25 protein-coding genes are annotated in these 26,029 nt (G+C 67.1%); 11 read left to right on the top strand and 14 right to left on the bottom strand.

The window, feature by feature from the left end:
- Positions 1 to 50: 50 nt before the first annotated feature.
- The gene (locus BM337_RS03905; RefSeq protein ID WP_245778597.1) at positions 51 to 359 is read left to right on the top strand and encodes a DUF7521 family protein; all 309 of its coding nucleotides are present in this window, start codon (positions 51 to 53) and stop codon (positions 357 to 359) included.
- A gap of 9 nt (positions 360 to 368) precedes the next feature.
- Here the strand turns inward: BM337_RS03905 and BM337_RS03900 are convergent, their stop codons facing one another.
- From BM337_RS03900 to BM337_RS03890, 3 genes are all read right to left on the bottom strand, one after another.
- Complete coding sequence (locus BM337_RS03900) at positions 369 to 1,295, bottom strand: cation diffusion facilitator family transporter (protein WP_089814088.1); 927 nt, start codon at positions 1,293 to 1,295, stop codon at positions 369 to 371.
- Positions 1,296 to 1,415: 120 nt separating this feature from the next.
- Complete coding sequence (locus BM337_RS03895) at positions 1,416 to 2,279, bottom strand: cytochrome B (RefSeq protein ID WP_089814086.1); 864 nt, start codon at positions 2,277 to 2,279, stop codon at positions 1,416 to 1,418.
- An 89-nt stretch (positions 2,280 to 2,368) separates the two neighbouring features.
- A complete protein-coding gene (locus BM337_RS03890) occupies positions 2,369 to 2,908 on the bottom strand; it encodes an HIT family protein (protein ID WP_089814084.1) in 540 nt (179 codons plus the stop codon).
- A 243-nt stretch (positions 2,909 to 3,151) separates the two neighbouring features.
- On the opposite strand from BM337_RS03890, the gene BM337_RS03885 reads away from it, so the two are divergent.
- Positions 3,152 to 3,349 carry a DUF7835 family putative zinc beta-ribbon protein gene (locus BM337_RS03885; RefSeq protein ID WP_089814083.1) on the top strand — a complete coding sequence of 66 codons (198 nt, stop codon included), beginning with the start codon at positions 3,152 to 3,154 and terminating at the stop codon, positions 3,347 to 3,349.
- A gap of 262 nt (positions 3,350 to 3,611) precedes the next feature.
- Here BM337_RS03885 and BM337_RS03880 read toward each other — a convergent pair whose 3' ends face one another.
- Entirely contained in the window at positions 3,612 to 4,688 is a 1,077-nt protein-coding gene (locus BM337_RS03880) for an archaeosine biosynthesis radical SAM protein RaSEA (RefSeq protein ID WP_089814081.1), read from the bottom strand.
- Positions 4,689 to 5,179: 491 nt separating this feature from the next.
- Between BM337_RS03880 and BM337_RS03875 the strand changes: the two genes are divergently transcribed.
- Positions 5,180 to 6,178 (top strand): PKD domain-containing protein, encoded by a 999-nt coding sequence (locus tag BM337_RS03875; RefSeq protein ID WP_143117633.1) that lies wholly within the window; start codon positions 5,180 to 5,182, stop codon positions 6,176 to 6,178.
- 50 nt (positions 6,179 to 6,228) lie between these two features.
- Here BM337_RS03875 and aglM read toward each other — a convergent pair whose 3' ends face one another.
- Positions 6,229 to 7,524: a UDP-glucose 6-dehydrogenase AglM gene (gene aglM, locus BM337_RS03870; protein WP_089814077.1), complete on the bottom strand. Its 1,296-nt coding sequence runs from the start codon at positions 7,522 to 7,524 to the stop codon at positions 6,229 to 6,231.
- Between the two features lie 147 nt (positions 7,525 to 7,671).
- Between aglM and aglF the strand changes: the two genes are divergently transcribed.
- Together aglF and BM337_RS03860 are read left to right on the top strand one after the other, a co-directional pair.
- Positions 7,672 to 8,436 carry a UTP--glucose-1-phosphate uridylyltransferase AglF gene (gene aglF / locus BM337_RS03865; protein ID WP_089814075.1) on the top strand — a complete coding sequence of 255 codons (765 nt, stop codon included), beginning with the start codon at positions 7,672 to 7,674 and terminating at the stop codon, positions 8,434 to 8,436.
- Positions 8,437 to 8,612: 176 nt separating this feature from the next.
- Positions 8,613 to 9,086 (top strand): hypothetical protein, encoded by a 474-nt coding sequence (locus BM337_RS03860; protein ID WP_143117632.1) that lies wholly within the window; start codon positions 8,613 to 8,615, stop codon positions 9,084 to 9,086.
- A gap of 76 nt (positions 9,087 to 9,162) precedes the next feature.
- On the opposite strand, the gene arcS is transcribed toward BM337_RS03860, so the two are convergent.
- Positions 9,163 to 10,923 carry an archaeosine synthase subunit alpha gene (gene arcS, locus BM337_RS03855; protein WP_089814071.1) on the bottom strand — a complete coding sequence of 587 codons (1,761 nt, stop codon included), beginning with the start codon at positions 10,921 to 10,923 and terminating at the stop codon, positions 9,163 to 9,165.
- 369 nt (positions 10,924 to 11,292) lie between these two features.
- On the opposite strand from arcS, the gene BM337_RS03850 reads away from it, so the two are divergent.
- Positions 11,293 to 13,485, top strand: a complete 2,193-nt coding sequence (locus BM337_RS03850) for a PQQ-dependent sugar dehydrogenase (protein ID WP_089814069.1) — start codon at positions 11,293 to 11,295, stop codon at positions 13,483 to 13,485.
- Here BM337_RS03850 and tgtA read toward each other — a convergent pair.
- On the bottom strand, positions 13,482 to 14,969 hold the full coding sequence (gene tgtA, locus BM337_RS03845; protein WP_089814068.1) for a tRNA guanosine(15) transglycosylase TgtA: 1,488 nt from the start codon (positions 14,967 to 14,969) through the stop codon (positions 13,482 to 13,484). The two genes, BM337_RS03850 and tgtA, sit on opposite strands and share 4 nt — an antisense overlap.
- Positions 14,970 to 15,071: 102 nt before the next feature.
- Between tgtA and BM337_RS03840 the strand changes: the two genes are divergently transcribed.
- The 4 genes from BM337_RS03840 to BM337_RS03825 all read left to right on the top strand — a co-directional run bounded on the left by BM337_RS03840 (position 15,072) and on the right by BM337_RS03825 (position 19,942).
- Positions 15,072 to 16,250: an NAD-dependent epimerase/dehydratase family protein gene (locus tag BM337_RS03840; RefSeq protein ID WP_089814066.1), complete on the top strand. Its 1,179-nt coding sequence runs from the start codon at positions 15,072 to 15,074 to the stop codon at positions 16,248 to 16,250.
- 7 nt (positions 16,251 to 16,257) lie between these two features.
- Positions 16,258 to 17,202 carry an NAD-dependent epimerase/dehydratase family protein gene (locus BM337_RS03835; RefSeq protein WP_089814064.1) on the top strand — a complete coding sequence of 315 codons (945 nt, stop codon included), beginning with the start codon at positions 16,258 to 16,260 and terminating at the stop codon, positions 17,200 to 17,202.
- Between the two features lie 21 nt (positions 17,203 to 17,223).
- The gene (locus BM337_RS03830) at positions 17,224 to 18,195 is read left to right on the top strand and encodes an NAD-dependent epimerase/dehydratase family protein (RefSeq protein WP_089814062.1); all 972 of its coding nucleotides are present in this window, start codon (positions 17,224 to 17,226) and stop codon (positions 18,193 to 18,195) included.
- A gap of 730 nt (positions 18,196 to 18,925) precedes the next feature.
- The gene (locus BM337_RS03825; protein ID WP_089814060.1) at positions 18,926 to 19,942 is read left to right on the top strand and encodes a GDSL-type esterase/lipase family protein; all 1,017 of its coding nucleotides are present in this window, start codon (positions 18,926 to 18,928) and stop codon (positions 19,940 to 19,942) included.
- 36 nt (positions 19,943 to 19,978) lie between these two features.
- Here BM337_RS03825 and BM337_RS03820 read toward each other — a convergent pair whose 3' ends face one another.
- The gene (locus tag BM337_RS03820; protein WP_089814058.1) at positions 19,979 to 20,731 is read right to left on the bottom strand and encodes a pirin family protein; all 753 of its coding nucleotides are present in this window, start codon (positions 20,729 to 20,731) and stop codon (positions 19,979 to 19,981) included.
- A 218-nt stretch (positions 20,732 to 20,949) separates the two neighbouring features.
- On the opposite strand from BM337_RS03820, the gene BM337_RS03815 reads away from it, so the two are divergent.
- Positions 20,950 to 21,282: a hypothetical protein gene (locus BM337_RS03815; protein WP_089814056.1), complete on the top strand. Its 333-nt coding sequence runs from the start codon at positions 20,950 to 20,952 to the stop codon at positions 21,280 to 21,282.
- A 48-nt stretch (positions 21,283 to 21,330) separates the two neighbouring features.
- Here the strand turns inward: BM337_RS03815 and BM337_RS03810 are convergent, their stop codons facing one another.
- The 6 genes from BM337_RS03810 to BM337_RS03785 form a co-directional block, all read right to left on the bottom strand.
- Positions 21,331 to 22,128 carry a class I fructose-bisphosphate aldolase gene (locus BM337_RS03810; protein WP_089814054.1) on the bottom strand — a complete coding sequence of 266 codons (798 nt, stop codon included), beginning with the start codon at positions 22,126 to 22,128 and terminating at the stop codon, positions 21,331 to 21,333.
- Between the two features lie 62 nt (positions 22,129 to 22,190).
- The gene (hepT, locus tag BM337_RS03805) at positions 22,191 to 22,622 is read right to left on the bottom strand and encodes a type VII toxin-antitoxin system HepT family RNase toxin (RefSeq protein WP_089814052.1); all 432 of its coding nucleotides are present in this window, start codon (positions 22,620 to 22,622) and stop codon (positions 22,191 to 22,193) included.
- Positions 22,623 to 23,057, bottom strand: coding sequence for a type VII toxin-antitoxin system MntA family adenylyltransferase antitoxin (gene mntA, locus BM337_RS03800; RefSeq protein ID WP_089814050.1), 435 nt, complete (start codon positions 23,055 to 23,057; stop codon positions 22,623 to 22,625).
- A gap of 48 nt (positions 23,058 to 23,105) precedes the next feature.
- Positions 23,106 to 23,696 (bottom strand): NUDIX hydrolase, encoded by a 591-nt coding sequence (locus BM337_RS03795; protein WP_089814048.1) that lies wholly within the window; start codon positions 23,694 to 23,696, stop codon positions 23,106 to 23,108.
- A gap of 55 nt (positions 23,697 to 23,751) precedes the next feature.
- Positions 23,752 to 24,651: a TylF/MycF/NovP-related O-methyltransferase gene (locus tag BM337_RS03790; RefSeq protein WP_089814047.1), complete on the bottom strand. Its 900-nt coding sequence runs from the start codon at positions 24,649 to 24,651 to the stop codon at positions 23,752 to 23,754.
- A gap of 81 nt (positions 24,652 to 24,732) precedes the next feature.
- Entirely contained in the window at positions 24,733 to 25,872 is a 1,140-nt protein-coding gene (locus BM337_RS03785; protein ID WP_089814045.1) for a GNAT family N-acetyltransferase, read from the bottom strand.
- Positions 25,873 to 26,029: the final 157 nt, after the last annotated feature.

The raw sequence follows: 26,029 nt of genomic DNA, 5'->3' as shown, positions 1-26,029 counted from the left end.
ACCACTGCCGCCGACCGCACATCCACAGCCACCCACGGAGGCGACCGGCCGTGACCGGGCTCTCGCTCGGGATCGTCGCCCTCCAGTCCGTCGGCGTCGGCCTCTCGACGGTCACCGCGACGGTCACGGCGCTGGCCGGCGCGTTCGTCGCCTACCAGGGGTACCGTGGCTACCGGCGCAACGACAGCCGGCCGATGCTGTACCTCGCGGTTGGCATCCTGCTGCTCACGACCGTCTCCTTCCTCGTCCAGCAAGCCGTCGGGCTCGCCGCCGGCGGTGCGGCAACCGCGCAGTTCGCGGCGCTCACCGTCAGCATCGCGGGCCTGCTGGCGGTGCTGTACTCCTTTACCGGCGCCTAGTCCCCAGAGTCAGTCCTCCCCGTCCTCGGTCACCAGGTACCGGTCGACCTCCTCGTCGCGCTTCCACTCGCCCAGTTCCTTGGGGTCGACGTGGACGAACGCGTCGTCGACCTCCGGCAGGTCTTCGATGGCCTGGACGACGGCCGACTCGATGGCGTGGGCCTCCCGCAGCGTCTTGTCGCCCTCGACCTCGACGTGGAGGCTGACGTCGATCTCCGGGCCGACGTAGTGGGCGATGGCGTCGTGGGCCCCCTCGACGTCGGGGTGGTCGAGCGCGCGCTGGATGATCTCGCCCCGGAGGTCCTCGGGCGGGGCGGCGCCGACGAGGTAGTCGACGTTGTCCCGAACCACCTCGTAGCCGGTGTAGACGATGCCGACCGCGACGACGATGGCGGCGATGGGGTCGAGGACCGGGAAGCCGGCCGAGGCGCCGACGACGCCGACCAGCGCGGCCGCGGCCGTCAGGATGTCGTTGCGGTTGTCCTTGGCCGTCGCGACGACGGCCGGGGAGTTGCGTTCGGTGCCGATAGAGAGGCAGTAGCGGTACAGTGCGTACTTCAGCGCGGCCGAGAACAGCAGGACCGCGACCGCGGCCGGCCCGCGTGAGACGGTGACGTCGCCGCTCAAAAGCGACTGGGCGGCCTGCCAGACGATGGCGCCGCCCGCGGCGAAGATGCCGACGGCGACGAACAGCGAGACGAAGGGCTCGATACGCTCGTGGCCGTGGGGGTGCTCGAAGTCCGGGGGCTGGGTCGTCAGGTAGATGCCCGCGACGATGACCAGGCTGTAGGTCGCGTCGGCGAGGCTGTTGACCGCCTCGGACCCGACGGCGAGGCTGCCGGTCGCCTGCCAGACCAGGCCCTTGAGGACGACGAGCAGGACGTTGGCTGCCAGGATGACGAGGGCGACCCGGCGAAGCGCGGCCCGGCGCGACATGGGACTGAGTGTTTCGTGTCCCCCGACAAAGCCGCTTCGACAGCGCCATCGCGACGAAGCCGCTTCGGAAGCGTAGCCTCGACAGCGCCACCTCGACACCGCCGCTACGACGCCGATCCGTCAGGGCTCGGGCCGGGGCCTGGCCGCGAACGTGAGCAGTCGCGGGCTGAACGGGTCGTACACCGACTGGTGGCACTGGCAGTACACCTTGTTCTCGGCGCCGAACTTCGCGCTCCCGCTGGCCTTGAACGACGGGACACAGCAGAAGTGAGTGCACTTGTCGAGCCAGGCGACGAATCCGTTCGCCGTGGCGGCGTCGAGGAACGTACGGACCGACTCGGAGAGGTTCGCGTACTTGCCCTCGCCAGCGATCATCTTCGGCACCTCCGGGCTCCGCATCACGATGACCGGGATGTCCGTCACGTCCTCGCCCTCGGAGCGCCAGTAGGCCTTCGCGGGCTTTCCGAGTCCGGCCGTCCCGACGCCGTTGCCCCACTCCTCGTAGTCGTCGAAGTGCTCGACGCGGAGTACCTCGCGGGAGTCGAGTTCCCCCTGCCAGCTGTAGGTGCCGCCCGCGCGGAGGAAGTCGTCCTGGTCGGCAGTCGGCTGGATCCCTGCTGCGCGCTCGACGCCGCAGAACTGGAACCACCTGACGGAGTAGGTGAGCCCGCCCAGTTCCTCCTCGGCGCTCTGGTAGGTGCTCCCGTCCTCCGTTTCCTTCTCGACGGTCTCGGGATACCGGCCCTTCACCTCGCCGTCGTCGATTTCGATCGGGATCAGCGGCATCCCGCGCGGGGCCGGCCCGGCGGTGTTGGCGATGCCGACGAACCGGGTCGACCCGGCGTCGATACCCGACTCGTTCGTGGTCACGTCCGCGACGACGCTACCGCCCGTGGCGCCCGCGGAGGCGACGCCGCTGCCGACCATTCCCTTGACGAACCGCCGCCGACCCGACTGTGGAGGGTATTTGTCGCTCATTGGCACAGTGCTGAGGACGGACAGGTGACCAAAAGATCCGGCCGGTGATTTCCAGATCCTGGAAATCGGCCCGGTTCGAACGCTCCGTCGGGCGATCAGTCGAACGCGACGGCCGTGTCCTCGTCCGCGACGACGGCGCCGTCCTGCCCGGCGAAGGCCTCGTGCAGGCGCTCGTAGGTGTCCGCGATGGCCTCGACGATGACCTGCGTGTCGCTGACGACGGGCATGAAGTTGGTGTCACCCTCCCATCGCGGGACGACGTGGGTGTGGAGGTGGTCGTCGATGGACCCGCCCGCAGCGCCACCGCCGAGGTTGAGCCCCGCGTTGAACGCGTCCGGGCCGAGGGCCGCTTCCAGTGCGTCGAAGGTCCGCTGCTTCAGTCGCGCGTGGCCGAGCAGCGTGGTCTCGTCCAGGTCTCGATAGTCGCCAGTGTGGTCGAACGGGATGACCATCGCGTGGCCCGGGTTGTACGGGTAGTTGTTCAACAGCACGTAGGCGTGGTCGTTGCGCGCGACGACGCGGTTCTCCCGGTCGTCCTCTCGGGCCGGCAGGTCACAGAAGACGCACTCCACGTCGACGTCCGGGTCGTCACGTTCGACCCACTCGATGCGCCACGGCGCGAACACCTGATCCATACACGGGGGTGCAGCGGGGGCCGTTAAACGGCTTCGGCGTCAGGCCAGCAACCCCCTATAAAAACCCACCGGCCGTTCACCAGCTACTCTGGAGATCTGGACGATTAGAACGCGACCTGAACAGTCTCGGCGCCACTGAACCAGTCGTTTGCCAGAATCGGCCCCCGTCCCTCGATAAACCGTCTGAACGGCGCATAACGGTTCCCCCTTTTTATGCTACTATCTGGCCTCTAATCGGACAGGATGGCAGCGACAAACAGCGCACCGGACATGACGGAGCCGTGTTCCAACTGTGAGCGGACGACGCCACACGACGTCTCCGTCGAGATACTGACCGAGAGTGCCCAGCCCGAGAACGCGGAATTCTCCCGCGAACCGTATCGGGTGAGCGAGTGCATGGTCTGCGGTACGACCACCAGCACCCGCATGAACAACGCGTAGGCCATCCCGCAGGCGATCTCACCGCCACATCCCCACACCCACACCCACACCCCTTACCGTGGCGTCGACGGCACCCTGCCGTCCGTGAGTCACCCTGTTTCTCGAAAGAGCGAAACCGAACAGTCGAGAGTCGTACGTCCGAGACAGTCACTTCTGCCTGGAGACCGTGAAAGTACAGCGAACGCATCGTCTCTAGCGTCGTCGATCTGTCCCGCTCGGCGTGAAACTGCCCTCACCAGTTCAGATCGCGTTCGGCCCCCTTCTAGCGCGCCAGTGGCATCGAGTAGCCCGTCTCTCGGTCCATCACGACCTCCCAGGTCCGCTCGCACTCGCACTCGACCTGATCGAAGACGGTCGGGTCCTGGCGCAGGTCGAAGTCCTTGATCGCTCGCTGGGCACGGTCGTCGCAGTCGCCACAGTTGTGCGGGCCGCGGTCGCTACCGTGGCCGACGGGGTCCGAGACGACGATGACGTCGGCGTCGGCCGTCGACTCCAGCACGTCACAGACCGACCAGAGCCACGGCGGGCGGTAGCCGCCGTCGTGATAGAGTTCGGCGACCATCGTGTAGTTCTGGACGTTGCAGGGGTTCATCGAGACGGTGTGGCACCCCTCGACGTCGGCACAGCGGCGGACGGACCGCTTCATGTCTTCGACGGCTTCGGACTCGCTGAGGAAGGGCGGCTTCATCAGGAGGTAGGCCTTCACGCCGCCGCCGGCGCGCTGGGCGGCCGCGGCCGCGTCCTCGAAGTCCGCGAACTCGAAGTACTTGTTCACGCAGTCCCGGCGAACTCTGTCGGTGGCGGTCTCCAGGCCGACGGCGACGTCGGTTTCGAGGCCGTTGTCCACGAAGTCGGCGACCTTCTCCTCGGAGACGAAGTCGGGGAGCGACTCGACGACGATTCGATCCCTGTCAGCGAACGTCTCGGCGATCGCTTTCCGGGTCTCGGCGGGCACCTCGCGCTCGTCGAGGAAGCTCCCGGAGGTGTAGATCTTGATGAGGCCGGCCTGCTCGTCGGCGTTCTCCGCTTCGTGGTCGAGGCAGTGCCGGACCTGGGCCATCAGGTCCTCGTGAGCGACGCTACCGCCCTCGACGCTCTCGGCGACGTAACCACACATCGTGCAGCCGCCGGCGCGGGCCCACCGGCAACCGCCGGTGTTGAGGATGATCGTCAGGCTCTGGTAGACGCCGTCGGGCGTGTTGTCCTCGTCCAGCCAGACGCGCGTGGGCTCGCGGGGGTCGTAGGACGCGTCGTTGCGCGAGCGGAACTCCCGCATCGCCTGGTTGTGGGCGTCCATGCCCTTGCCCTGCTCGTAGACTTCGGGACTGGGCGTACTCATTGGCAGGTTCTGGGCACCGCACGCGTAAAACCGGCCCGGTCCGGCGGCTCGTCGCTACTCGCTTGTCACTCTGGCCTCTGTCGGTCGGACTGTCGTCGCCTTCGGGACTGCGTGAGTTTCACTGACTACGCCCCACTGCAAGAAGGTACACTAACATTCTAGCATTCTAACGTTATCACATAAGTTTAAGTTGTGTCTAATTATAATCAAATCCGATGGTAGATAACAACCAGGAGACAGATGATGGAGTTGGAATCGGATCGAGCACACGACGCGGCGCACTCGCTACCTTCGGAACGGCTGCTGGTGTGCTGCTCGGAACGAGCGGCATGGCAAGTGCGCAGTCAGGTGGGCTGTCTATCTCCGTCGACCCCGACCCGCCGACCGTCGGCGAGGAAACGACGTTCACCGGGAACGCGGCCTTCGTCGACGAGTGGCGGTGGTTCATCGCGCGACCCGACGGGACGATGGTGCGGAAATCGGGGCAGTCAGTGACGGTCACGTTCGAGCAGACCGGGACCTACTCGGCGGGCCTCTTCGCGAAGTTCAGTGACGGCGAGGTCGAGGACGTCGCGAAAGAAGGGACGATCGAGGGAAGCGGTGATGACAGTGGTGGCGAGACCGGTGACCCGGTGGCGAACATCGAGTACTCCCCACAGGACCCGGTCGCCAATCCTATCTCGTTCGACGGGAGTGGTTCGAGTACGCCGGAAGGAGAGATAGAGAGCTACGAATGGTATCACAAGCAAGGGGAGCCGGACTCCGACGGGATGTTCGAATACGTCCTGGAATCCGAAACGTACGAGGATAGTTTCGAGTCGGGCACGACCTGGTCGGTCAAACTCGAAGTGACGAACTCTGCCGGCAACACGGCCACGGAGACGGTCACGTTCACGCCCGTCGAAACCGAACCGGTCGCAAATATAGAGTACTCTCCGCAGGATCCGGTTTATAACCCGATCACGTTCGACGCGAGTGGATCAAGTGTGGCTGGCGGAGAAATCGTCAGCTACGATTGGTATCTCAAAGAGGACGAGGAATACACGGATAACACGACACCGCTATTCGAACAGAACAGGCCGAGTGCTACGGGTGAAACGTACGAGGAGAGTTTCTCCAACAATCCGTGGACAGTCGGTCTGGAAGTGACAGATGCAAACGGCAATACGGACCGGGATTCTGTCACGGTCTCGCCTATCGATGCCACGCCAAACGCTGTCGCTAACGTCTACCCCGAAGAGATCTCGCCGCCGAATCCAATCACACTCGACGCCAGCGAGTCGACGACGCCGGTGGGCAGCATCGAAAGCTACGAGTGGGAGATACGGAAGTACAATTACGACGACGAAAAAGTCGATACACTTCACCGTACGGGTGAAGTCGTGGAAGAGAACTGGGATACTCCCTATGTTTACACGTTCGACCTGATCGTGACGAACGACGTCGGCGAGCACGATCAATATTATGACAGCTTCAAACCAGAAGCGTAAACCTCCCGTCTCGTAACTAAATCTCGCGATTTATACTCTCCTCTTCCACCTTACCAGGTCAGTCCCTCGTACGTAATTCCATCTCGCCGCTCGACGATATGCCGACCGTCCACCACCACGGGCTCGGCCATCGCGTCGAACTCATGGTCGAGGGCGGCGAACTCGTCCCAGTCGGTGGCGACGACGGCCCCGTGGGCGCCCTCCAGCGCCTCGGCGGCGCTGTCGGCGGCCTCGAACTCCACCTCGGGCGCGTACTCGCGCAGCGACTCCACGGCGACGGGGTCGTAGGCGACGACGTCGGCGCCGCGCTCGCGCAGGCCCTCGATGACCGGAATCGCGCGCGTGCCCCGAACGTCGTCGGTGCCGGGCTTGAACGAGAGGCCGAGGACGGCCACGCGCTTCCCGGCGACGTCGACGTGGTCGTCGAGCAGGGAGAGCAGGCGCTCGGGCTGGGCGTCGTTGACCTCGACGGCGGCGTCGAGGACCGCAGGCTCGTACCCTACGTCCCGCGCAGCGGCTCTGATGGCGTCGACGTCTTTTGGAAAGCAGCTTCCTCCCCACCCCAGACCGGAGCGGAGGAATCGTTCGCCGATGCGGTCGTCGAGGCCGATGGCGTCGGCCACCTCGTAGGCGTCGACGTCGTACTCCTTGCAGACGTTCCCCAGGTCGTTGACGAGGCTGACCTTCGAGGCGAGGAAGGCGTTGTTGGCGTACTTGATCATCTCCGCCTCGCGGATGCCGGTCCGGACGACGGGGGCGCCGGTCTGCTCGACGAGGGGCTCGTAGACGGCGTCGAGGGCGTCGTACGCGCTCTCCTCGTCGGCGCCGAAGACGATCTTGTCGGGGTCGGTGAAGTCGTCGACGGCGGTGCCCATCCGGAGGAACTCGGGGTTCATCGCGACTTCGAACTCCTCGCCGCGGGTGAGGTCGCCGCCGGCCTCGATGGCCGGGACGACGCTCTCGTCGGTGCTGCCCGGGATAACCGTGCTCTTGACGACGACGAGGTGTCCGTCTTTGTCGTCCAAGACCTCCCCGAGCGATTCGGCGGCAGCCTCCATGATCGACAGATCGATACTGCCGTCCTCGCGCGAGGGCGTGGGCAGCGCGAGAAAGGTGACGTCCGTCTCGCGGATGGCGTCGTAGTCCGTCGTCGCCCGGAGTCGGTCGCCGGCGCACTCTTCGAGCAGTTCGTCGAGGCCGGGCTCGTGGATCGGTGCCTCGCCGTCGTTGATGGTGGCGACGACGTCCTCGTCGACGTCGACGTTGACGACCTCGTGCCCCAGGTCGGCGAGACAGGCCGCGAGTGTCGTGCCGACGTACCCGCTCCCGACGATGCTGACGTTCATGGGCGGTGGTTGACAGGGACCGGACTTGATAATTCGGTTTGTACTGCCGACTGCGCTCGCGTCGGCCGCCTGCGACCGGCCGTCGGCGGTGCCGACGGGACAGAGCATCGACAAGAGTTTTACCGGCTTGCGGTCCACTGTGGGAACATGCAAGCTGTGGTCCTCGCCGCGGGGGAAGGCACTCGCCTGCGCCCGCTCACGGAAGACAAGCCGAAGGGGATGGTCGAAGTCGACGGAAAGCCCATCCTAACCCACTGTTTCGAACAGCTCGTCGATCTGGGCGCCGACGAACTCCTCGTCGTCGTCGGCTACAAGAAAGAGGTCATCATCAGCCACTACGACGACGAGTTCCAGGGCGTGCCCATCACCTACGCCCACCAGCGCGAACAGAAGGGGCTGGCCCACGCCCTGCTCACCGTCGAGGAGCACATCGACGGCGACTTCATGCTGATGCTGGGCGACAACATCTTCGAGGCGAACCTCCAGGACGTCCTGAATCGCCAGCGCGAGGACCGCGCCGACGCCGCCTTCCTCGTCGAGGAAGTGCCGTGGGACGAGGCCTCGCGCTACGGGGTCTGTGACACCAACAAGTACGGCGAGATCGTCGACGTCGTCGAGAAGCCCGAGGACCCGCCGTCGAACCTGGTGATGACGGGCTTCTACACGTTCACGCCGGCGATCCTCCACGCCTGCCACCTCGTCCAGCCGTCGAACCGGGGCGAGTACGAGATTTCGGACGCCGTCGACCTCCTGATCAAGAGCGGACGCACCATCGACGCCATCCGGATGGACGGCTGGCGGATGGACGTCGGCTACCCCGAGGACCGGGACCGGGCCGAGGAACTGCTCGGCGACGTCGAGGGGGGCGCCGACGAGACCGACGGGGCCGCCGCGGCGGACGGCGCGGAGTGAGGGCCCGACATCGGGCTTCGGAACTATCGCGGACGGCGTGGCCGGGACCTCTTGGTCGTTCCACCACATGCGGGCGGCGAGCGTCTCCCGAGTGAGACCCACTGCTGTAACTAGGCAGTTCTCTGCTGCGAAGAGGAACACTCATTATCTCAACATCGCACGTCACGGTAGCTACTGTGAAGGGATCGCTGGATCCGCGAACGACTCGCGCACTCCTCGCGAGTGGCGTCTTCGGTATGCTCGGAATCCCGTTCGATATCGTGTACCTCACGTTTGTCCCCGGGCTGGTTACTGTTTCGGTCGCCGTTACGGGATTTCTCGCTTGGTACGTCGCTGTCAATACTCCCGAACTGGTGACGGTCCGGCAAGGTGCCATCGTCGGTGCGCTCGTCGGTTTCTTTTCACACTTCACAAACGGCCTCTTGAACGTCGTCTGGGCGGTGCTGATCCAGATCCACTTGTTCGTCGAATTGAATATCGAACCAGGGGCTGACGGAGTCGCACTGACCGAACTGATGGATCTCGACGCCGCCCTGACCCAAGGGTTGTTTGTCACGATAATGGGACTTCTCTTCGCTGGTGTCGTCTCCACCCCTCTTGCCGCCGTTGCCGGTGCCGGAACGGCGTGGCTGCAGGACAAGTGGCTATAGGTTTCGTCCGTGGTCACGACAGCTGGATCTGATTATCCGGTGGTCGATTCGAGTATCCGGAACCTGTCCTCTGTCGCTACTTTTCCTCGCCGTGGCGCACCTCGCAGGCGACGCCGCGCGTCGATTCGGCCATCTCCGGGCCGGACATCTCGGCGCGGCCGACGGCGAAGGCGGAGGGGCCCTCGACGACCACGTCGTCGCCGACGCGGATGTCGTCGCTGGCGTCGACGACGCCCGGCGCCAGCACGCTGCCGTGAGGGACGAAGTCGTCGATCTCGACGCGCTTGACCGGAACGTCCGAATCGACCCACCGCCGTGCACCCTCGATACCGAACGCGAGGACGCCGTACTCCTGGGCGAGCGCGGCGAGTTGCTCGCCCTCGGAATCGTGGGCCCGGAGCTGTGGATAGCGACCCTCGGTCGTCAGGACGTCTTCGGGGAAGAGCGCGTCGCCGGCGCCCTCGCCGAACTGGTAGTCGGCGACGGCGCGGATCGTGTTGTGCTCGCGCTCGCGTTTCATGTACTTCGGGTAGCCGTCCATCGCCTCGGCGAGGTTGGAGAGCGACTCGCTCGTCGTCGGGTGGTCGACGGCGGTGTAGGTGAACTCCACGCCCAGCGACTCCTCCACGCGCTCGCAGATTTCGCGGTACCCCTCGCCGGGGACGTGGACGACGACCTCGGGGTAGTCGTTGCGTTCGAGGTACCGCTCCAGCACGTCGCTGACGAACTCGATCTCGTTGGCGCTCCAGCGCCCGGTGACGACCGAATCGTAGTGCTGGGCGGGGTAGGTGAGTTCGAGTTCCTGGGGGACGACGCCGATGGGCGAGGTCATCGAAAGCATGTGCCCGCGGAACTGGATGGCGTCGTGGAGCTGTTTGTGACTCTGGGAATCGCTGTAGGGTTTGCGGGCCGAACAGGGGACAATGACGAGGGGTTGCTCGTCGAACCGGCACCGATAGCGGGTGGTGACGCGCTCGGCGAAGCGCTGGATCTCGACGCGGCGCAGGGTGTCCTCGGTGGCGGCGGTGATCTCTTCGCGACGGAGGACCGGGGTGCGCTGTTCGAGGTAGCCGTACTGCTGGTCGAGCCGTCGCATCGTCGCGGTGAGCCACTGGTCCTGCCGGACCTGCCCTTCGATGTAGTCCCGCAGACGCCCGTCCCGGATTCGTCGGCGGACGCGCTTGAGTTCGGCTTCCAGCGCGTTGACGTTGTGCTCGACGCAGGCCTCGCGGTCGAACTCCTCGCGGGGGACCTGACACGCCGGACACGAGCAGGGGAGTTCGTCCAGGTCTTCGAGGAAGTACGCCTCGTCGGTCGTGAGGTAGCGGCCCTGGGTCCCGCGCACGACGGCGCGGTCCGTATCGACCAAGTCGACGCCGGCGTACACGAGGGTGGCGACGTTCCGGGGCGTGGCGACGCCGGGAAGATAGAGCGCGGTGTCGGCTGGCGTCGCCTCGCGCGTCTGGACGACGGCGTCGACGAACGCGCTCGCGTGGCCGACGTAGCCCGTCGCGCCAGAGAGGACGTAGGCGTCGGTTTGGTGGTCCGCTGCGGAGTCAGGCGAGACGACGGCGGCGCTGGGGAAGTCGACGTCCGGGTAGTCGACGGCGAAAGCCTCCTCGACCTCGTCGGGCGTTCCCGCAGGGAGGCCGCGGTGCGGCAGGACGGTGAGGACGGAATCGTCACCCTCGGGGACGTTGCGACCTTCGGGCCAGAGACTGCCCGCGTCCGCGACGACGTCGTCCGCGAGGCGGGGCGTGACGTGCGAGTCGGCCAGGCGGAGTTCGCCCACCCGCGCGGCCCCGTCGCGCTCGTGGACTTCGAAGTGGTCGGTCATGGTCGGTCTGGGGCGCGGGGCGGCAACTATCTTGTTATCCTCAGCCGGGACCTCACCGGTGGCTGCTCTCCAGTTCGTTGCCACCGCGATGGCTCTCACTAGTCGACCGCGTTCGGTGGTGGTCCACACCGCTCCGGCCACTCCCCGAGCGTCCCTGTCAGCGCTCCAGCTGTCGGTTATTTCGGCTTACGAGTCGCTTTCGTGTGATACGTTCACGTTTCTCTTCCGGTCGCCGCCGGAGTGGTGTGGACCACGCCGTTGGTCGCTCCCGGAAAATCCGCCACAGTCTGTCGGTTCCGGCGTTCACGCGTCCGGTTCGCGGTACGCTGCGTTTTCTTTTGGAACTCGGGGACGACGGTGGGACGAGGCATGACTCCGGAAGACACACCCGACGAAGACGACCGAGGACAGGCGGAACCGGACGCACGGACGTCGCGACGGCGGTTCCTGGCCGCGACGGGGCTGACTGGGCTGGCGGGCGTGGGCGGGTTCGCCTACGCACAGCAATCGTCGACCACTTTCGAGTTCGGCGGCGAGGTCGCCGGCTGGCAGGGCCGGTCGCCCGCTGCCATCGAGGGCGAGACCAACCCGACGCTGGAACTCGAGGCCGGCACGGAGTACGAGGTGGTCTGGGAGAACCTCGACGGCGCGCCACACGACTTCGTCATCCAGGACGCCGACGGCGAGCGGATCGTCGGGACCGAAGTCGTCGACGAACAGGGCGCGACCCTGTCGCTGACGTTTACCGCGACCGCGGAGATGGCCCAGTATATCTGTACCATCCACCCGTCCTCGATGGTCGGCGACGTGCAGGTTGCGGGCGGCGAGACGGCGACGCCGACGGCGGAGACAGGGACGGCCACGCCGGGGACGGGCGGATTCGTCCCCGAGGGCCCGACCGTCGGCGCCGAACTGGTGGCCGACGGTCCGCTGACGAACCCCGTGGCGCTCGAGTCGGTTCCCGGACAGAACGGGGCCCACGTCGTCGTCGACCAGACTGGCCAGCTCTACCTCCTGGCGGACGGCGAGTTACGGGCCGACCCGTTGCTCGATATCGGCCCCACGCTCGCCATCGGGATGGAGGGCGGTTTCGACGAGCGCGGACTGCTCGGCCTGGCCTTCCACCCCGAGTTCACCGAGAACGGTCGACTCTTCCTCCGGTACAGCGCTGACGGCCCGTACTACGACGACGGCCTCGTCGGGCCGGGCGACCGCGAGTTCCCCGACGACTGGGACCACGTCGAGGTGCTCTCGGAGTTCCGGGCTGTCGGCTCCGGGTCGCAACTGGGGATCGACCGGAACTCGGAGCGGGTGCTCCTCGAGGTCCCCAGCCCGCAGTTCAACCACAACGGCGGCGCGGTGACGTTCGGCCCCGACGGCTATCTCTACACCACCGTCGGCGACGGCGGCAACGCCAACGACGTCGGCCTCGGCCACGTCGAGGACTGGTACGACGGGAACGAGGGCGGCAACGCCCAGAACGTGCGGGCGAACCTGCTCGGGAAAGTCCTCCGGCTGGACGTGGACGCGGGCGCGCCGGCGACCGACGACGGACGGCCCGGCGCGACGCCCTACGCCGTCCCCGACGACAACCCCTTCGTCGGCACCGGTGGGATGGACGAGATCTACGCCTACGGGCTGCGCAATCCCTGGCGGATGTCGTTCGACGGCGACACCCTGATCGCGGCCGACGTCGGCCAGGACCTCTTCGAGGAGGTCGACGTGATCGAGTCGGGCGGCAACTACGGCTGGAACGTCCGCGAGGGGTTCCACTGCTTCGACGCCGCGAACCCGACGGAACCGCCCGCGCAGTGCCCGACGACGGCGCCCGCCGCTCCGCCCCACGACGGCCGGCCGCTCCGCGACCCCGTCCTGGAATACCCCCATACGTACCAGGGGACGAGCGTCGGCATCTCGGTCACCGGCGGCTACGTCTACCGGAACGAGGCGCTCTCCGACCTCGCCGGCCGGTACGTCTTCGGCGACTGGTCGAGGAGCTTCGCGGAGCCCCAGGGACGGATCTTCGTCGCGTCGATGGACGGCGGGCAGGCCGCCGGGACCGAGACAGGCGCCGGGAGCCCGACGGCGACGGCGACCGCGAGTCCGGCGGGCGAAGGAGGGGCGGCGACGCCAGGAAGCGGCGGGGACGATCAGTTGCTCCCGGACGAACAGCCCTGGCCCTTCGAGGAGGTGCTGATCCAGGGCGGCGAGGGCGAGCGACTGAACCGGTTCATCAACGCCTTCGGCCGCGACGCCGACGGAAACCTCTACGTGCTGGCCAGCCGCACGGGACGGATCATCGGCGACGGCGGCGAGGTCTACCGGCTCGTCCCTGCCGGCGAAGGGGACGAGATCAGTCAGCCCCAGGTCGAGACGCCGACACCGGGTGGCGGCGACGGCGGCGGCGGTGGCGGCGCTGGCGAGAGCACGGGGAACGAAACGACCACCGAGTCGGCGGGCGCCGAGACGGCGAACGAGACGACGGCCACCGAGACGGCGAACGGGACGACAGAAACCGAGACGATCGCGACCGACCAGACGCGGACGACGGAGGGGATCTAGCCGGAGGGGTTCTCGTCCCGTCGCTCGGCGAGGTTCCGCACGTCGACCCGGTCGGGCACCCGGTCCAGCGCCGACGCCGGCCAGCGATCGTGACCGAGCGTGAACGCGGCGTCGGGGTTCAGTTCGACGAGGCGGGCCAGGCCGTCGGCCGCCGCCTCGTAGGCCTGCGGTTCGAGATTCTCGGGAACCTCCGCCGTGAAGGGGTACGTCTCGCTCAGTTCGCGCGGATAGGGGCCGAAGGGCGCGGCGATGCGCCAGTTCTCGTCGAACTCGTCGCTCCGGCTTCCCTCGGTGACGAACACGTCGCCCGAGAGGTCGAACCGGTCGAGGCGCCGGTGGTGGCGCACGACCTCGGGCCGGCGGGCGCTCTCCGTCGAGAGGTAGAAGAACGTGTCCTTGGAGACGGGGTCCGTCTCCTCCAGCTGGTCAGCGTGGTCCAGCAGAGTCCGGTACCCATCGAGCATGTCCGGGTGGGCGCGAGCGCGCGACTCGACGAGTTCCAGCAGGTCGCCGTCGCGGATGGCCTGCTTGATAGTGCGGATTTCGCCGTAGGTGACGTGGAGGTTATGGCGGGCGAGCAGTTCCTCGGTCTCGCGGTCGGTCATCCCCCGCAGGGCCTCGGGCGTGTACTCCGCACAGACCGGACAGTGACACGGGAAGTACTCCATGTCGTCGAGGTGTTCGGTGCCCCGGACCGTCAGGTAGCGGCCGTCGCGGGCATAGAGGGCGTATGCGGCCGAGTCGAACAGGTCACAGCCTAGCGCGACGGCCAGCGCGAACATCATCGGGTGGCCCGCGCCGAAGAGGTGCACCGGTCGATTCTCGCCGAGGCCGCGCTTGCAGGCGGCGACGACGTCGACCAGGTCGGCGTAGCGGTACTCGTTCATCAGCGGCACGACCGCACCCAGCGGGAAGACGTCGAGCGAGGTGCCGTCGGCGTGTTCGGCGGCGGCCTCCCGGAGGTCGGGGTAGGTCGACCCCTGGACCGGCGCGGTGACGAGCATCTCGCCGACGTCGACGGTCTCGGCGAGTTCGAGGCGCTCCTGCGTGGTCGCGAGCTCTTCCTCCGCCTGCTCGCGCTCGACGTCCGGCGGCGTGGGGATGTCCACGGGCGTCCCGATGTCGCTCCCGATGTCGTGCTGGAACTGGAGGATCTCCTCGGTGGTGACGGTGATGTCGCCGTACTCGGCGAGCTGGAACGAGCCGGAGTCGGTCATGATGGCGCCCGAGAACTCCAGCAGGTCGTGGAGGCCCTGCTCCAGCGCGGGCTCTCGCAGGTCGTCGCTCCCGTGGAGGACGTAGCTGTTGGTGATCAGGATCTCGGCGCCGAACTCGGATTCGAGGGTCGCCGGCGACACGGTCTGGACGTGCGGGTTGACGACCGGGAGGAGCGCGGGGGTCTCGACCGTGACGCCGCGGCGGGGCACGGTGAGTTCGCCCAGCCGCCCCGCGGCGTCGTAGTGGCGGACCTCGAAGTGACTCATTGGATAGAGTGGGGGCGAGTGGACGCCTAAGGATTGCGTTCTCGGCCCCGCCCGAGGGAAAAGTACTTGCCACTGGCGTGTTACTCACGATTTGAGTAACTAATGACGATCCTCGTCACTGGCGGCGACGGCTACGTCGGGTGGCCCGCCGCACTGCGAATCGCGGACCGGACGGACGACCGAGTGCTGCTCGTGGACAACTTCGGCCGACGGGAGTGGGTCGAGGAGACGGGCGCGACGAGCGCGACGCCAGTCGCCAGTATCGACGAGCGCCTGGAGGCCGCACGCGAGGTCCACGGCCTCGACAACATCTCCTTCGTCGAGGGCGACCTCGTCGAGAAGAGCTTCGTCGACGAACTGCTCCAGGTTCACGAACCGGAGACGATCATCCACGCCGCGGCCCAGCCCTCGGCGCCCTACTCCCAGATCAACGGCGAGCGGGCGAACTACACCCAGCACAACAACATGCAGGCCACGCGGAACCTGCTGTGGGGCCTCGAAGAGCACGACCTCACCGACACCCACTTCGTCGAGACGACGACGACGGGCGTCTACGGCGCCCCCGAGTTCCCCATCCCCGAGGGCGGCGCGACGATGGAGAACCAGGGCGAGCGCGACGACGTGCCGTTCCCGGCGATGGCGGGGAGCTGGTACCACCTCACCAAGTCCCACGACGCGGCCAACATGCGGCTGGCCCACAAGCAGTTCGACATTCCCGTCTCGGACGTCCGGACCGCCATCGTCTACGGGACCGAGACCGCGGAGACCCGCGAGGACGACCGCCTGAAGACGCGCTTCGACTTCGACTACTACTTCGGGACGGTCACGCACCGCTTCTGCGCCCAGGCCGTCGCCGGCTACCCCGTGACGGTGTACGGGAAGGGCGAACAGCGCAAGCCGTTCGTCTCGCTGGAGGACGCCGTCGAGGGCCTCGCCCAGCTCGCCGTCGCGGACCTCGACGACCGCCCGGAGGGGCTCACCGTCTACAACCAGGTCACGCGCGCGATCAGCATCGTCGAGATCGCCGAGACCATCGCCGACGTCGGGTCGGAGTTCGACCTCGACGTCGCCGTCGAGCACTTCGAGAACCCCCGTGACGAGGACGAGACCCACAAGATGGAGATCGAGGACGACCGCTACGCCGACCTGATCGGCGAGCAGGCCCAGACCTTCGAGGACGGGGTCCAGGACATCTTCGAGACGCTCACCCGCTACGCCGACACCATCGAGGCCCACGAGGACCGGTTCCTCCCGGGCGTTCTCGAAGAGTCGGAGGACTGAACGGCCGATGGACGTCCTGGTCACCGGCGCCTGCGGCTACATCGGGAGCGCGCTCGTCCCGCTCCTGCAGGACGACGAGCGCGTCGACCGGATCGTGCTCCTGGACAACCTCTCGGATGGGGCGCCCCGCTCCTTGCTGGGGGCGGTCGGTGACTCCCTAGAGTTTCGCCGGGGCGACGTCCGGGAGTACGGCGACGTCGAGAGCGCGACCAGAGACGTCGACGCCGTCGTCCACCTCGCGGCCATCACCGGCGCCGCGAGCACCCACGACCGACGGGACGAGACCTTCGCGGTCAACTACGAGGGCACGGAGAACGTGCTGACCGCCGCGGGCAAGTTCGGCGTCGACGACGTCGTGCTCGCCTCCTCCTGTAACGTCTACGGCCGGGCGACCAGCCGGGACATCGACGAGACGACCGAGGCCGACCCGATCAACCCCTACGCCGAGACGAAGCTGCAGTCCGAGGAGTTGCTCGCGGAGTACTGCGAGGAGTTCGGGATGGACGGGACGGCCCTGCGGATGGCGACCAACTACGGCTACTCCCCCGCCGTCCGGTTCAACCTCGTCGTGAACTACTTCGTCTTCCGTGCACTGACCGGCCGCTCGCTGACGGTCTACGGCGACGGCTCGAACTGGCGCCCCTTCATCCACGTCGAAGACGCCGCTCGCGCGTACGCTCACGCCGCGCTCGAACCCGACCGCTGGGACCACCGCGTCTACAACGTCGGGACCAACGACGGTAACTTCCAGATCGCCGACGTCGCCGAACTCGTCCGCGAGGAGGTCGGCCCGGTCGACGTCACCTACCTCGAAGACGAACACCCCGGCCCGTCCTACCACGTCAACTTCGACCGCCTCGCGGAGACGGGCTTCGAACCGTCGTGGACGCTCCGCGAGGGCGTCCGCGACCTGCAACGACGGTTCGCCGACGGCCCGGCGAGCCAGCAATGACCGACACACCAGACGAAACCAATGACTGACGAACCACACATCGCGATAACCGGCGCCGCGGGCTACATCGGCTCTCGCGTCGCCAGAGAGATACAGGAAGCACATCCCGACTGGGAACTGACCGCCATCGATAACTTCTACCTCGCCAAGGTCCGCTCCATCGGCGACCTCGACGTCGACCACGTCGACATCCGAAACCGGGACCGCCTGGAGGCCGCACTGGAGGGCGCCGATATCGTCCTCCACCTCGCCGCCGTCAGCGGCGTCGACGACTGCGAGGAGAACCAGGACCTGGCCTACGACGTCAACGTCCAGGGCACCAACAACGTCGCCTGGTTCTGCCGAAAATCGGGCGCCGGCCTGGTGTTCCCGTTCAGCATGGCCGTGCTGGGCGACCCCGAATCGTTCCCCATCACCGTCGACCAGCCCCGCGGCCCCATGAACTGGTACGGCCGGACCAAGCTCCTCAGCGAGCGCGCCATCGACACGTTCGCCGAGGGCGCCTTCCCGGCCCACCAGTACATGATCTCGAACCTCTACGGGTCCCACGACGTCGACGGGACCACCGTCTCCAAGGGGACCGTCATCAACTTCTTCGTCTCCCGCGCGAAAGCCGGCGAGCCGCTGACGGTGTACGAACCGGGGACCCAGTCGCGCAACTACGTCCACGTCGTCGACGTCGCCCGCGCGTACGTCCGCAGCTGCGAGCGCCTGCTCGACCAGCTCGAGGCCGGCGAGACGGGCGTCGAGAAGTACGAGGTCGCCAGCGACGAGGACCCCAGCGTCGAGACGGTGGCCAACCTCGTCGCCGACGTCGCCGCCGAACACGCGGGCGAGCGGCCCGAGGTCACACTCGTCGAGAACCCGCGGGCCGACGACGAGACGCTGACGGACACCTTCGAAGTCGACACCTCACGCGCTCGGGAGAAACTCGGCTGGTCTGCCGAACGCGACATCGAGTCGGTCGTCCGGGAGATCTTCGCCGACGAGTGAGTGAGTTCGAGATCGGCGTTTCGGAAGTTCCGGTCCCGGCCGATACGGTGTGTGCAGTGAGCGATCAGTGGAGTTCGGCGTTTCAGCAGTGAGCATGAGTTCAAACACCCCGAAAGCCATCCGCACGCTCTCTGCAGACAGAATCGAGACCGTCAACAAAGGAAAGCCCTCGGCCCGCTGAACTCGCGCGGACCGCACTGCGCTCCTCGCTTCGCTGCGGTGCTTATGGGTCCGTGCTTCGTTCACCGAGCCTCGCCCTTTCAATCCTCCAGGATCAGCATCGCTCGCGCCACGGAGGTGCTCGCGGTTGCCTCCCCACACCTCCCCGGATTCGCGCCGTCCGGCGCGAATCACACTTCCTGGCAGCCCGCAACCGCCCGGCCGGGAGCGCGTTTCATCGCGCGACCAGGGGAAGGGCAGGGCTGTGGTGCTGTGCCGTCCTGGAGGACTGAAAGGGCGAGGCGGGGTCGGGGAAGCCGGGACCCCTTAGCACCGCAACGGAGTGAGGAGCGCAAGGTGGTCCCCGCGACCCGAGCGCGCCGAGGGCTTTCTGATTGTTTGCGGTCTCGATTCTGGCTCCAGAGAGCGCGTCGAGGGCTTTCTGGGTGTTAACAGTCTCATTTCTTCCAGCACCCTCTCACCAAATCACCCGTTAAATTCACATACTCACTCACCACACGAGCGCGGCCAGTCGGCATACATATCATACGGGGGCAGTGTGACGCAACGTATGATCCACGACGAACTGCCCGGTGCCGCGCTCCACAACGTCGCCGAGACGGCCGCGGCGCCGTGGAGTCCCGGGGGCCACCGGCTGCGTCGCGCTCCCGGCGGCCTCGGGCGCGAACTCAACGTCGACGCCCGCGAGCGGATGGGCCACCCGACGAACAGCGAACTCCGGTTCGTCCCGGAGGCGGACGACGCGACGGTCCGGGTGACGGTCTCGGCGCAGGGGAGAACCGTGCTCCGCCCGTTCTGGGGTGACTTCCAGGGCGAGGAGCCCGTGGAGTTCGGCCCTGTCCCGAAGACGGTACGACTGACAGTGCCGGACCGAATCAGCGCGCTCGACGACGAAGTAGCGACGGGCGCGTTCGACCCGCGCGTCTGTCGCCTGCGGTTCGACGCCTGGGAACCCGTCGCCGTCCACGACGTCGCGGGGGCGTGCCGCCCGCCGACGGACGAGGAACTCCCGGACACGCGGTACCTCGCCCACGGGACCTCTATCACCGAGGGCGCCGCCGCCTCGGCCAGTCACCTCACGTACGTCTCGCGAGTCGCCCGCCGCCTGGGCGTCGACCCGGTCAACCTCGGGGCGTCGGGGTCGGCCTTCTGCGAACCGGCGATGGCAGAGTACCTCGCGAACCGCGACGACTGGGACGTGGCGACGCTCGCGCTGTCGGTGAACATGGCAAACAGGGGGTTCACCGAGGCGCAGTTCGACGAGCGCGTCCGCGCCTTCGTCCGGACCGTCGTCGAATCCAACCCCGGGAAGCCGGTCGTCTGCGTGACGCTGTTCCCCTACCACGAGGATCTCGTCCGGGACGGCGACCGTGAGCGCGCGGCGGCGTTCCGGTCGTCGCTCCGGTCGGCCGTCGAAAGTTGCGCGACGGACAACGTCCACCTCGTCGAGGGCCCCGACCTGCTGGACGCCACCGGCCTGACGACCGACCTGCTCCACCCCGGCGACGCGGGGATGGAAGCCATCGGTGCGGGGCTTGCGGACGAAGTTCGTTCGCTGCTCGACTGACGGAGTCTCACTACTCGTCGCCGCGCTGGCGACCACTCAGCGACCGATCGTTCCCTGCCGGGTGACGGGCGCGTCCGGGTCGATCAGGAAGGCCACGACCAGCGCGTCCTCCCGTGCCGTGAGTGTCAGCCCGTCGTCGTCGACGAGCAGCCCGCTCTCTCCCTCCTCGAAGCGCGCGTCGGCGGCCTCTACTGTGCCCTCGAAGATGTAGAAGTACGCGTCCCGCCCGGCAATCTGGGGGAGGTCGTCGCTGGCCCCCTCCTCGAGGTGGGCGTCGTAGAAGTCCACCTCGTTGCGCACCGAAAGAGGCGCGTCCGAGTCCTCGGGCCCGAAGAGGTGTCGCCACTCGTCGGCGACGGGGTCCGGGACGGGTTCGTGCTGGATCTGCGGCTGGAGGTCGAGGCTGTGCGGGCGCACGAAGATCTGGAGCATCCGGAGCGGCGGGTCCTCGGCGAGCGTGCGCTCCTCGTGCCAGAACTCGGTGCCCGCACCCATCACCATCAGGTGGTCCGCGTCGGTGACGAGCTTGTTCCCCTCGCCGTCGTCGTGGCGCATGACGCCGTCGGGCACCCACGAGATTATCTCCTCGTTCCGGTGGGGATGCATCCCGATGAGCGTGTCCGGGTCCATGAACGACTCGACGACGGTCGCCAGCGGGCCGTAGCCGTGGTCGTCGTGGTCCGGCAGGTTTCGGCCGGGAAAGTTGAAGTGCGTCCTGAACTGCCCTTGATCCTGTATCACGTCCGTTCGGGGCGCTTTGTAGAGTGTCTCTCGGGCGGTGGCTTCCATAGTGGTCCCCGGTACGCGCTCGACGCCTTTGACGACACCGGCGGCTCCAGTGCAAGCAGGCGACGTCGATGTCGCCCGAATCGAACTCCGTTGTCATATCGAGCACGGTCCCACAGGTGCGTCTCGTCACGACCGACGTGGATCGCCGATCAGGTCGGCGGTCATCGACAGAATCGCCACCCCTGAACTTATTTCGCTCGACGGAGACTCCGGATTATATGGTCCCCGACGGAAGCGGTGACGGCACTGCGCACAGCGGGCCGGTAGCGGACGGCGGAGCGGCCGCCGAAATCGACGAGGCCGTCCTCTACACCGTCGTCAGGAAGGCCGTCGAGGACGCCATCCTCGGCGTTATCGGCACCGTCCTCCTGGTGGGCGTCGCCTTCGTGATCGCGTACGTCGGGTTACTCGGCGTGGTGGCCTCGGCCGGGTCCACCGGAGCCGGGTTGGCCGGCGTCGCAGTCAGCGTCGCGCTGATCGCCGTCGGCCTCTACCTCGCCGCGGCGACGCTCGAACTGATCCCGCCGATCCGTGAATGGGGCGGTGAGTGACGGACGTTCGCCAGAAACTGCCGGTCGGCGTTGACTCGCACCGACTCCTCACCCCCAGACGTCGTCGGCGCTCCTCCCCTCGTGGACGACGCCGTTCAGTGCCTCGACGACCGCCTGGGGGTCCTCGGTCTGCCAGACGGAGCGGCCGATGACTGGGCCGCGCGCACCACAGCCGACGGCTTCCTCGATGTCCCCGAGCATCGCCCGCGTCGACCCGGAGGCGGGCCCGCCGAGGACGGTGACCGGGACCGGCGAGGCGTCAACGAGGTCGGCGTAGGTGTCCGGTTCGCCGGTGTAGGGCGCCTTGAGAACGTCGGCGCCGATCTCCCAGGCGATGCGGCAGGCGTCGGCGACGTACTCCGGGTCGGTCTCCAGGGGCTCCGGGACGCGTTTTCCCCAGCCGACCGGTTCGACGATGAGCGGGACGCCGGTGCCCCGGAGTCGCTCGGCGAGGTCTGCGACGGCCTCGATGTTCTCCTGGAACAGCTCGCGGTCCTCCCGACCGAAGACGAGGACGGTCTTGACGCCGACGGGGTCGAGATCCAGCAGCGAGTCGACGTCGAAGGGCTGGGTCCAGATGTCCATCGCCTCGTCGTGGCCCGGTCGGGTGGAGAACGTCGCGACGTCCGCCGTGACCAGCAGGTCGGCGTCCGAGTCGTCGAATCGGTCAGCATACCGTCGGGCGAAGTGCGGCCCGACGAGGACGCCGTCGGGATTACCCGCGAGGACGGCATCCAGCGTCGCGCCGGCGTCCTCGAACCCCTCCAGCGCGCCCATCCCGAGGCCGTGATCCAGTGCGACGACGACTGCGTTGCCGGACTCCGTGTCGAAGAGGTCGTAGCTCATGGGCGTGGACAGGGACGGCACGGGAAGTAAGGTATCGGTTTCTGGACGAGGATGGCGGGAAGCTACGTGGCGTCCCGGTCCTGAAACCACTGCGCGACCGCTTGCTGAAACTGTTCGAACCAGTGAACATCGCTGTGGAGTACGTCGTACACGATGTCGTGGTCAACGTCACCGTACCGATGCGCGAGGATGTTCCGGAATCCCACTGCCTCCTCCATCCGTGCCTGTGTCTCGTCAGAGATGATCCCCGCATCCCCGAGGGCTTCGATTTCCTTCTTCGAGGTTCCACTCGGTGAGAGATTCTCGGCCGCTCGAATGTGTTGAGCGAGGTCGATACAGGACTGTATGAGGTTCATCAACGTCCGTTCGACGGCCCGTTGAATCACGACGTCGTTCACGTATTTGTCCTTTGACATTCCGCGCATCTGCTTCAGGTCCTCGGTGTACTCGTTGATGTGCCGGAGTTTGTCGACGACGATCTCCTCGTCCACCATCTAGATCTCTCCCCGGGCGAGTCGCTCGATGAAGGCTTCGTCGTCGGCTTTCCGTGCGGCTGACGAGGACTCGTATTCGGTCTGGACCTGGGTCCGGTATTCGTCGATGGTCTGCTCGTCGCCGACGAGACGGACGCCGTCTCGAAGGGCAGCGTGCGCGACCGGGATCGGCAACGAACTGATGTCACTGACGTCGACGAACCCGTCGGCGTACTCCTGCAGTGCTGCGTCGATACGGTTGCGTCGGCGGAACCGCTCGTGTGCGTCCATCTCGCCGGGGAATCGAAGCGCGACGTCGACGTCCGACGAGGCGTCGGCGGTTCCGCGCGCGTGCGAGCCGAACAGGAGTGCGAACACGACTTCTTCACCGGCGAGATACTCGCGCATCCCCTCGACGTCTACCTCGTCGATGGCTGGCTCCCCAGGCTCGTCCATACGTCTGAATTGAGGCTCCCCGGTAATATATATTGCAGCGTCAGTCTGTCATCGCTGCGACGATCCGTCCTCGAACAGCGCGTAGTGGAGGACGGCGAACGCGGACCGGCCGTCCTGGAGGTCGCCCGTACGCACGTCCTCGACCAGTTCGTCGAACGTCGTCGTCTCGACCCGAATGGACTCGTTGTGGTCGAGTCGCTGTTCGGCCGTCGGTTCACACCCGTGAGCGACGAAGTAGTGGAAGTACGAGTCCGCGAAGCCGTTGGCCGGTTCGACGCTGGTGAGGTGGTCGACCACGCTGGCCTCGTGGCCGGTCTCCTCGACGAGTTCGCGGTGGGCGGCGGCGACGGGGTCGTCGTCTTCGGGTTCGATACTCCCCGCGGGCAGGCCGCGGTTGACGCGGTCGACCGCCTGGCGCCACTCGTCGATGACGACGACGTCGCCGTCGGGCGTGAACGGGAGGACGACGACGGCTTCGCTCTCCGAGAGGTAGTCGAACTCCGACTCGGTGCCGTCCGGGAGTCGAACCGACTGGTTGACCACGTCGAACCCGTCGCAGCTGTAGGCGGTGCTGGCGTCGAGCGTCTCCCAGGCGAGGTCGTCGCCGGTCGGCCCGTCTGCGGCGTTGCGGTCGGTCATGCGCGCATCTGGCCGGCCCAGGAGGTTAAGCGTCGAGGATCCGCAACGGGTGTGTTCAGTCCGACCCGGTCCGGCCCACGTCGACCACGTTGTCGGCGCCCGTCTGGGCGACGACGGCGTAGTCGTCGACGGCGGGGTTCTTGACGGTGTAAGCCAGCAGGCTGGAGAAGCCGTTCGGACCGGGGTGGAGACCGATGCCGCTCCCGGCGCCGACGAGTCCCGGCGGCTCCGAATCGAGCGTCTCGCGCCACCACTCCCGGTCGAAGAAGAGGTCGGCCATGTCCATGTGCTTGGCCTCGTGGGTGAAACAGCGGCTGTCGTTCCGGAGCACGGGCCAGAGGTGTTCGAGGGCCGTCTCCGCGGACGTCCGGAGGCCGACGTCGAGGAAGGCGGCGACGCAGGGCTCGTCGAACCCCGGCATCGTCTCGTCGAAGTAGCCCGGGTGGAACACCACGGCGCCGGGGTCGCCGTAGGCGACGACGTTGGCCTCCACCTCGGCGACGGTCGCCTCCCAGGAGTTCTCCTCGTAGGAGTGGACCCGCTCGGAGTCGACGACCAGGTGCGTCTCGTCGTCCGCCGTGGGTTCGGGCATCCCCTCGAAGGAGTCGAACACGTGGAGGGTGCGGTCACACAGCCCCGCCACGAGCGACAGGTTGGCGGTGCTACCGCCCTTGAAGCAGCCGCACTCGACGACGCAGCCGTCGACCTCCGGGGGAACCTTGAGGATGGCGGCTGCCATCACCAGGTGTTCGACGAAGCTCGATCCGGTCGGGATCTGCCAGTTGTTCCGTACCATCCGCGCCGCGAGGACGAGTTTCGACGCGAGGCCGACGTCGTAGGCCGCGCCGGTGTCCGGGTCGAAGTAGTCGGCGAGGACGATCGGCAGTGCCGCGGCGGCGATCGCGAGGCGGTACGCGCGGGCCACCGCGCGACGCGCGTCTGACGTCTCGAACATGCACCGAGAGACCCGGCCCCATCAGTTTGTTATACGTTCGAAACCGTTCGTAAGAAGGTCATACTTCGGCGCGCGTCGCCGTCACGTGGTGTCGCGCTCGACGAACGTCCCCGTCCAGTTCGCCGGATCGTCGATCGGGCGCCCGTCCAGCGTCCACGACGAGGCCGAGAGCCGCATGGGCCGGACCGCGAGGGTCTTGGACCGGTCGCGCACCCACGAGAGCGGTGGCCGGTCGTCCGGCCTGAACCCGTGCCGTTCGAGGGCCGCCGAACGGATCGGGCCCGTGATTGCGGCGATAAGCGTCGACTCCGCGTGGTCCCGGACCACCGGTCCCAGGAGGGTCGTGGCGGCCCCCCGCTCGTACTCGTCGCCGGCCATCGGCAGGACGTCCGCTATCTGGGTTACGGTGACGCCGTCGGCGAGTGTCCGGGTCCGCGCGACCAGCGCCGCGACGGCGGTGCCGTCGCGTCTCGCGAGATACGTCCGTCGGGACCAGACGGGGCTCCCGAACCGCCACGCGAGGAGCGCCTCGTCGCGGAGCGCGTGGAACCTGCGGGGGACACTGCCTTCGTAGAGCGACGCGAGCGTCGCGTGCGGAACCCCGCGCTGGGACGCGACGTCGACGTCCGCACGCCGGGGCAGTCGGCTGGGAGGACGACGGACCGCGCGGACCAGCGGCCGGACCGTCCGGCGGACGAGCGGCTCCGCCGCAGCGTCGAACCGGGCCGAGAGGAGCCGTGCGGGGTCCTGAATCCGGTAGAACGTCACCTGCGGTCCGACCGTCCGCCAGCCGAGTTTCTCGTACCCGGGCCGGGCGGCGTCGTTCGGGTAGTTGAACAGCAAGCTGGGCTCCTCGTCGGCGTAGGCCGCTATCGCTCGCCGCGTCATGCGGGTGAAGAGGCCGCGTCGCCGGTGATCCGGGTGGACCATGGTGTCGCTCGGCTGCAGTGCGTCGACGACCGTCTCGCCGGTGCGTATCCGGAAGGCCATGAACGGACGCGCCCCGACGATTTGGCCGTCACGCTCGACCACGAACACCGGGACGTCGTCGACGAACGGGTTCGACTCGTACTTCCACCGGAACCAGTCGGGGCCCCGGTCACGGTCCCAGACGATCCGATCGAGCGCTATCACGCCGTCCCTGTCCTCGGGACGGAATCGACGGACCGTGTACGGGTCCGTCGCCCCGCGTTCCCGGTCCGGATCGGTGGCACCAGTCATCGGTGCCCGGACCTCCGCCTCCCACCAGTTTCAATATATATTGCACAATACACCGACAGGTTCGTGTTACTCAGTTAGGTCTGTGGTACCTCCTGGGTAGTGGGCGCCATTGCCGGGTGGAGGCAGAAGGCAACGACCCGTCGACCGGTAACGGCCC

The organism is Halomicrobium zhouii (genome assembly GCF_900114435.1).
GTDB classification, from domain to species: Archaea; Halobacteriota; Halobacteria; order Halobacteriales; family Haloarculaceae; genus Halomicrobium; species Halomicrobium zhouii.
The sequence above is the reverse complement of the archived record's forward strand: the minus strand, read 5'-3'. Positions and strand labels throughout refer to the sequence as shown.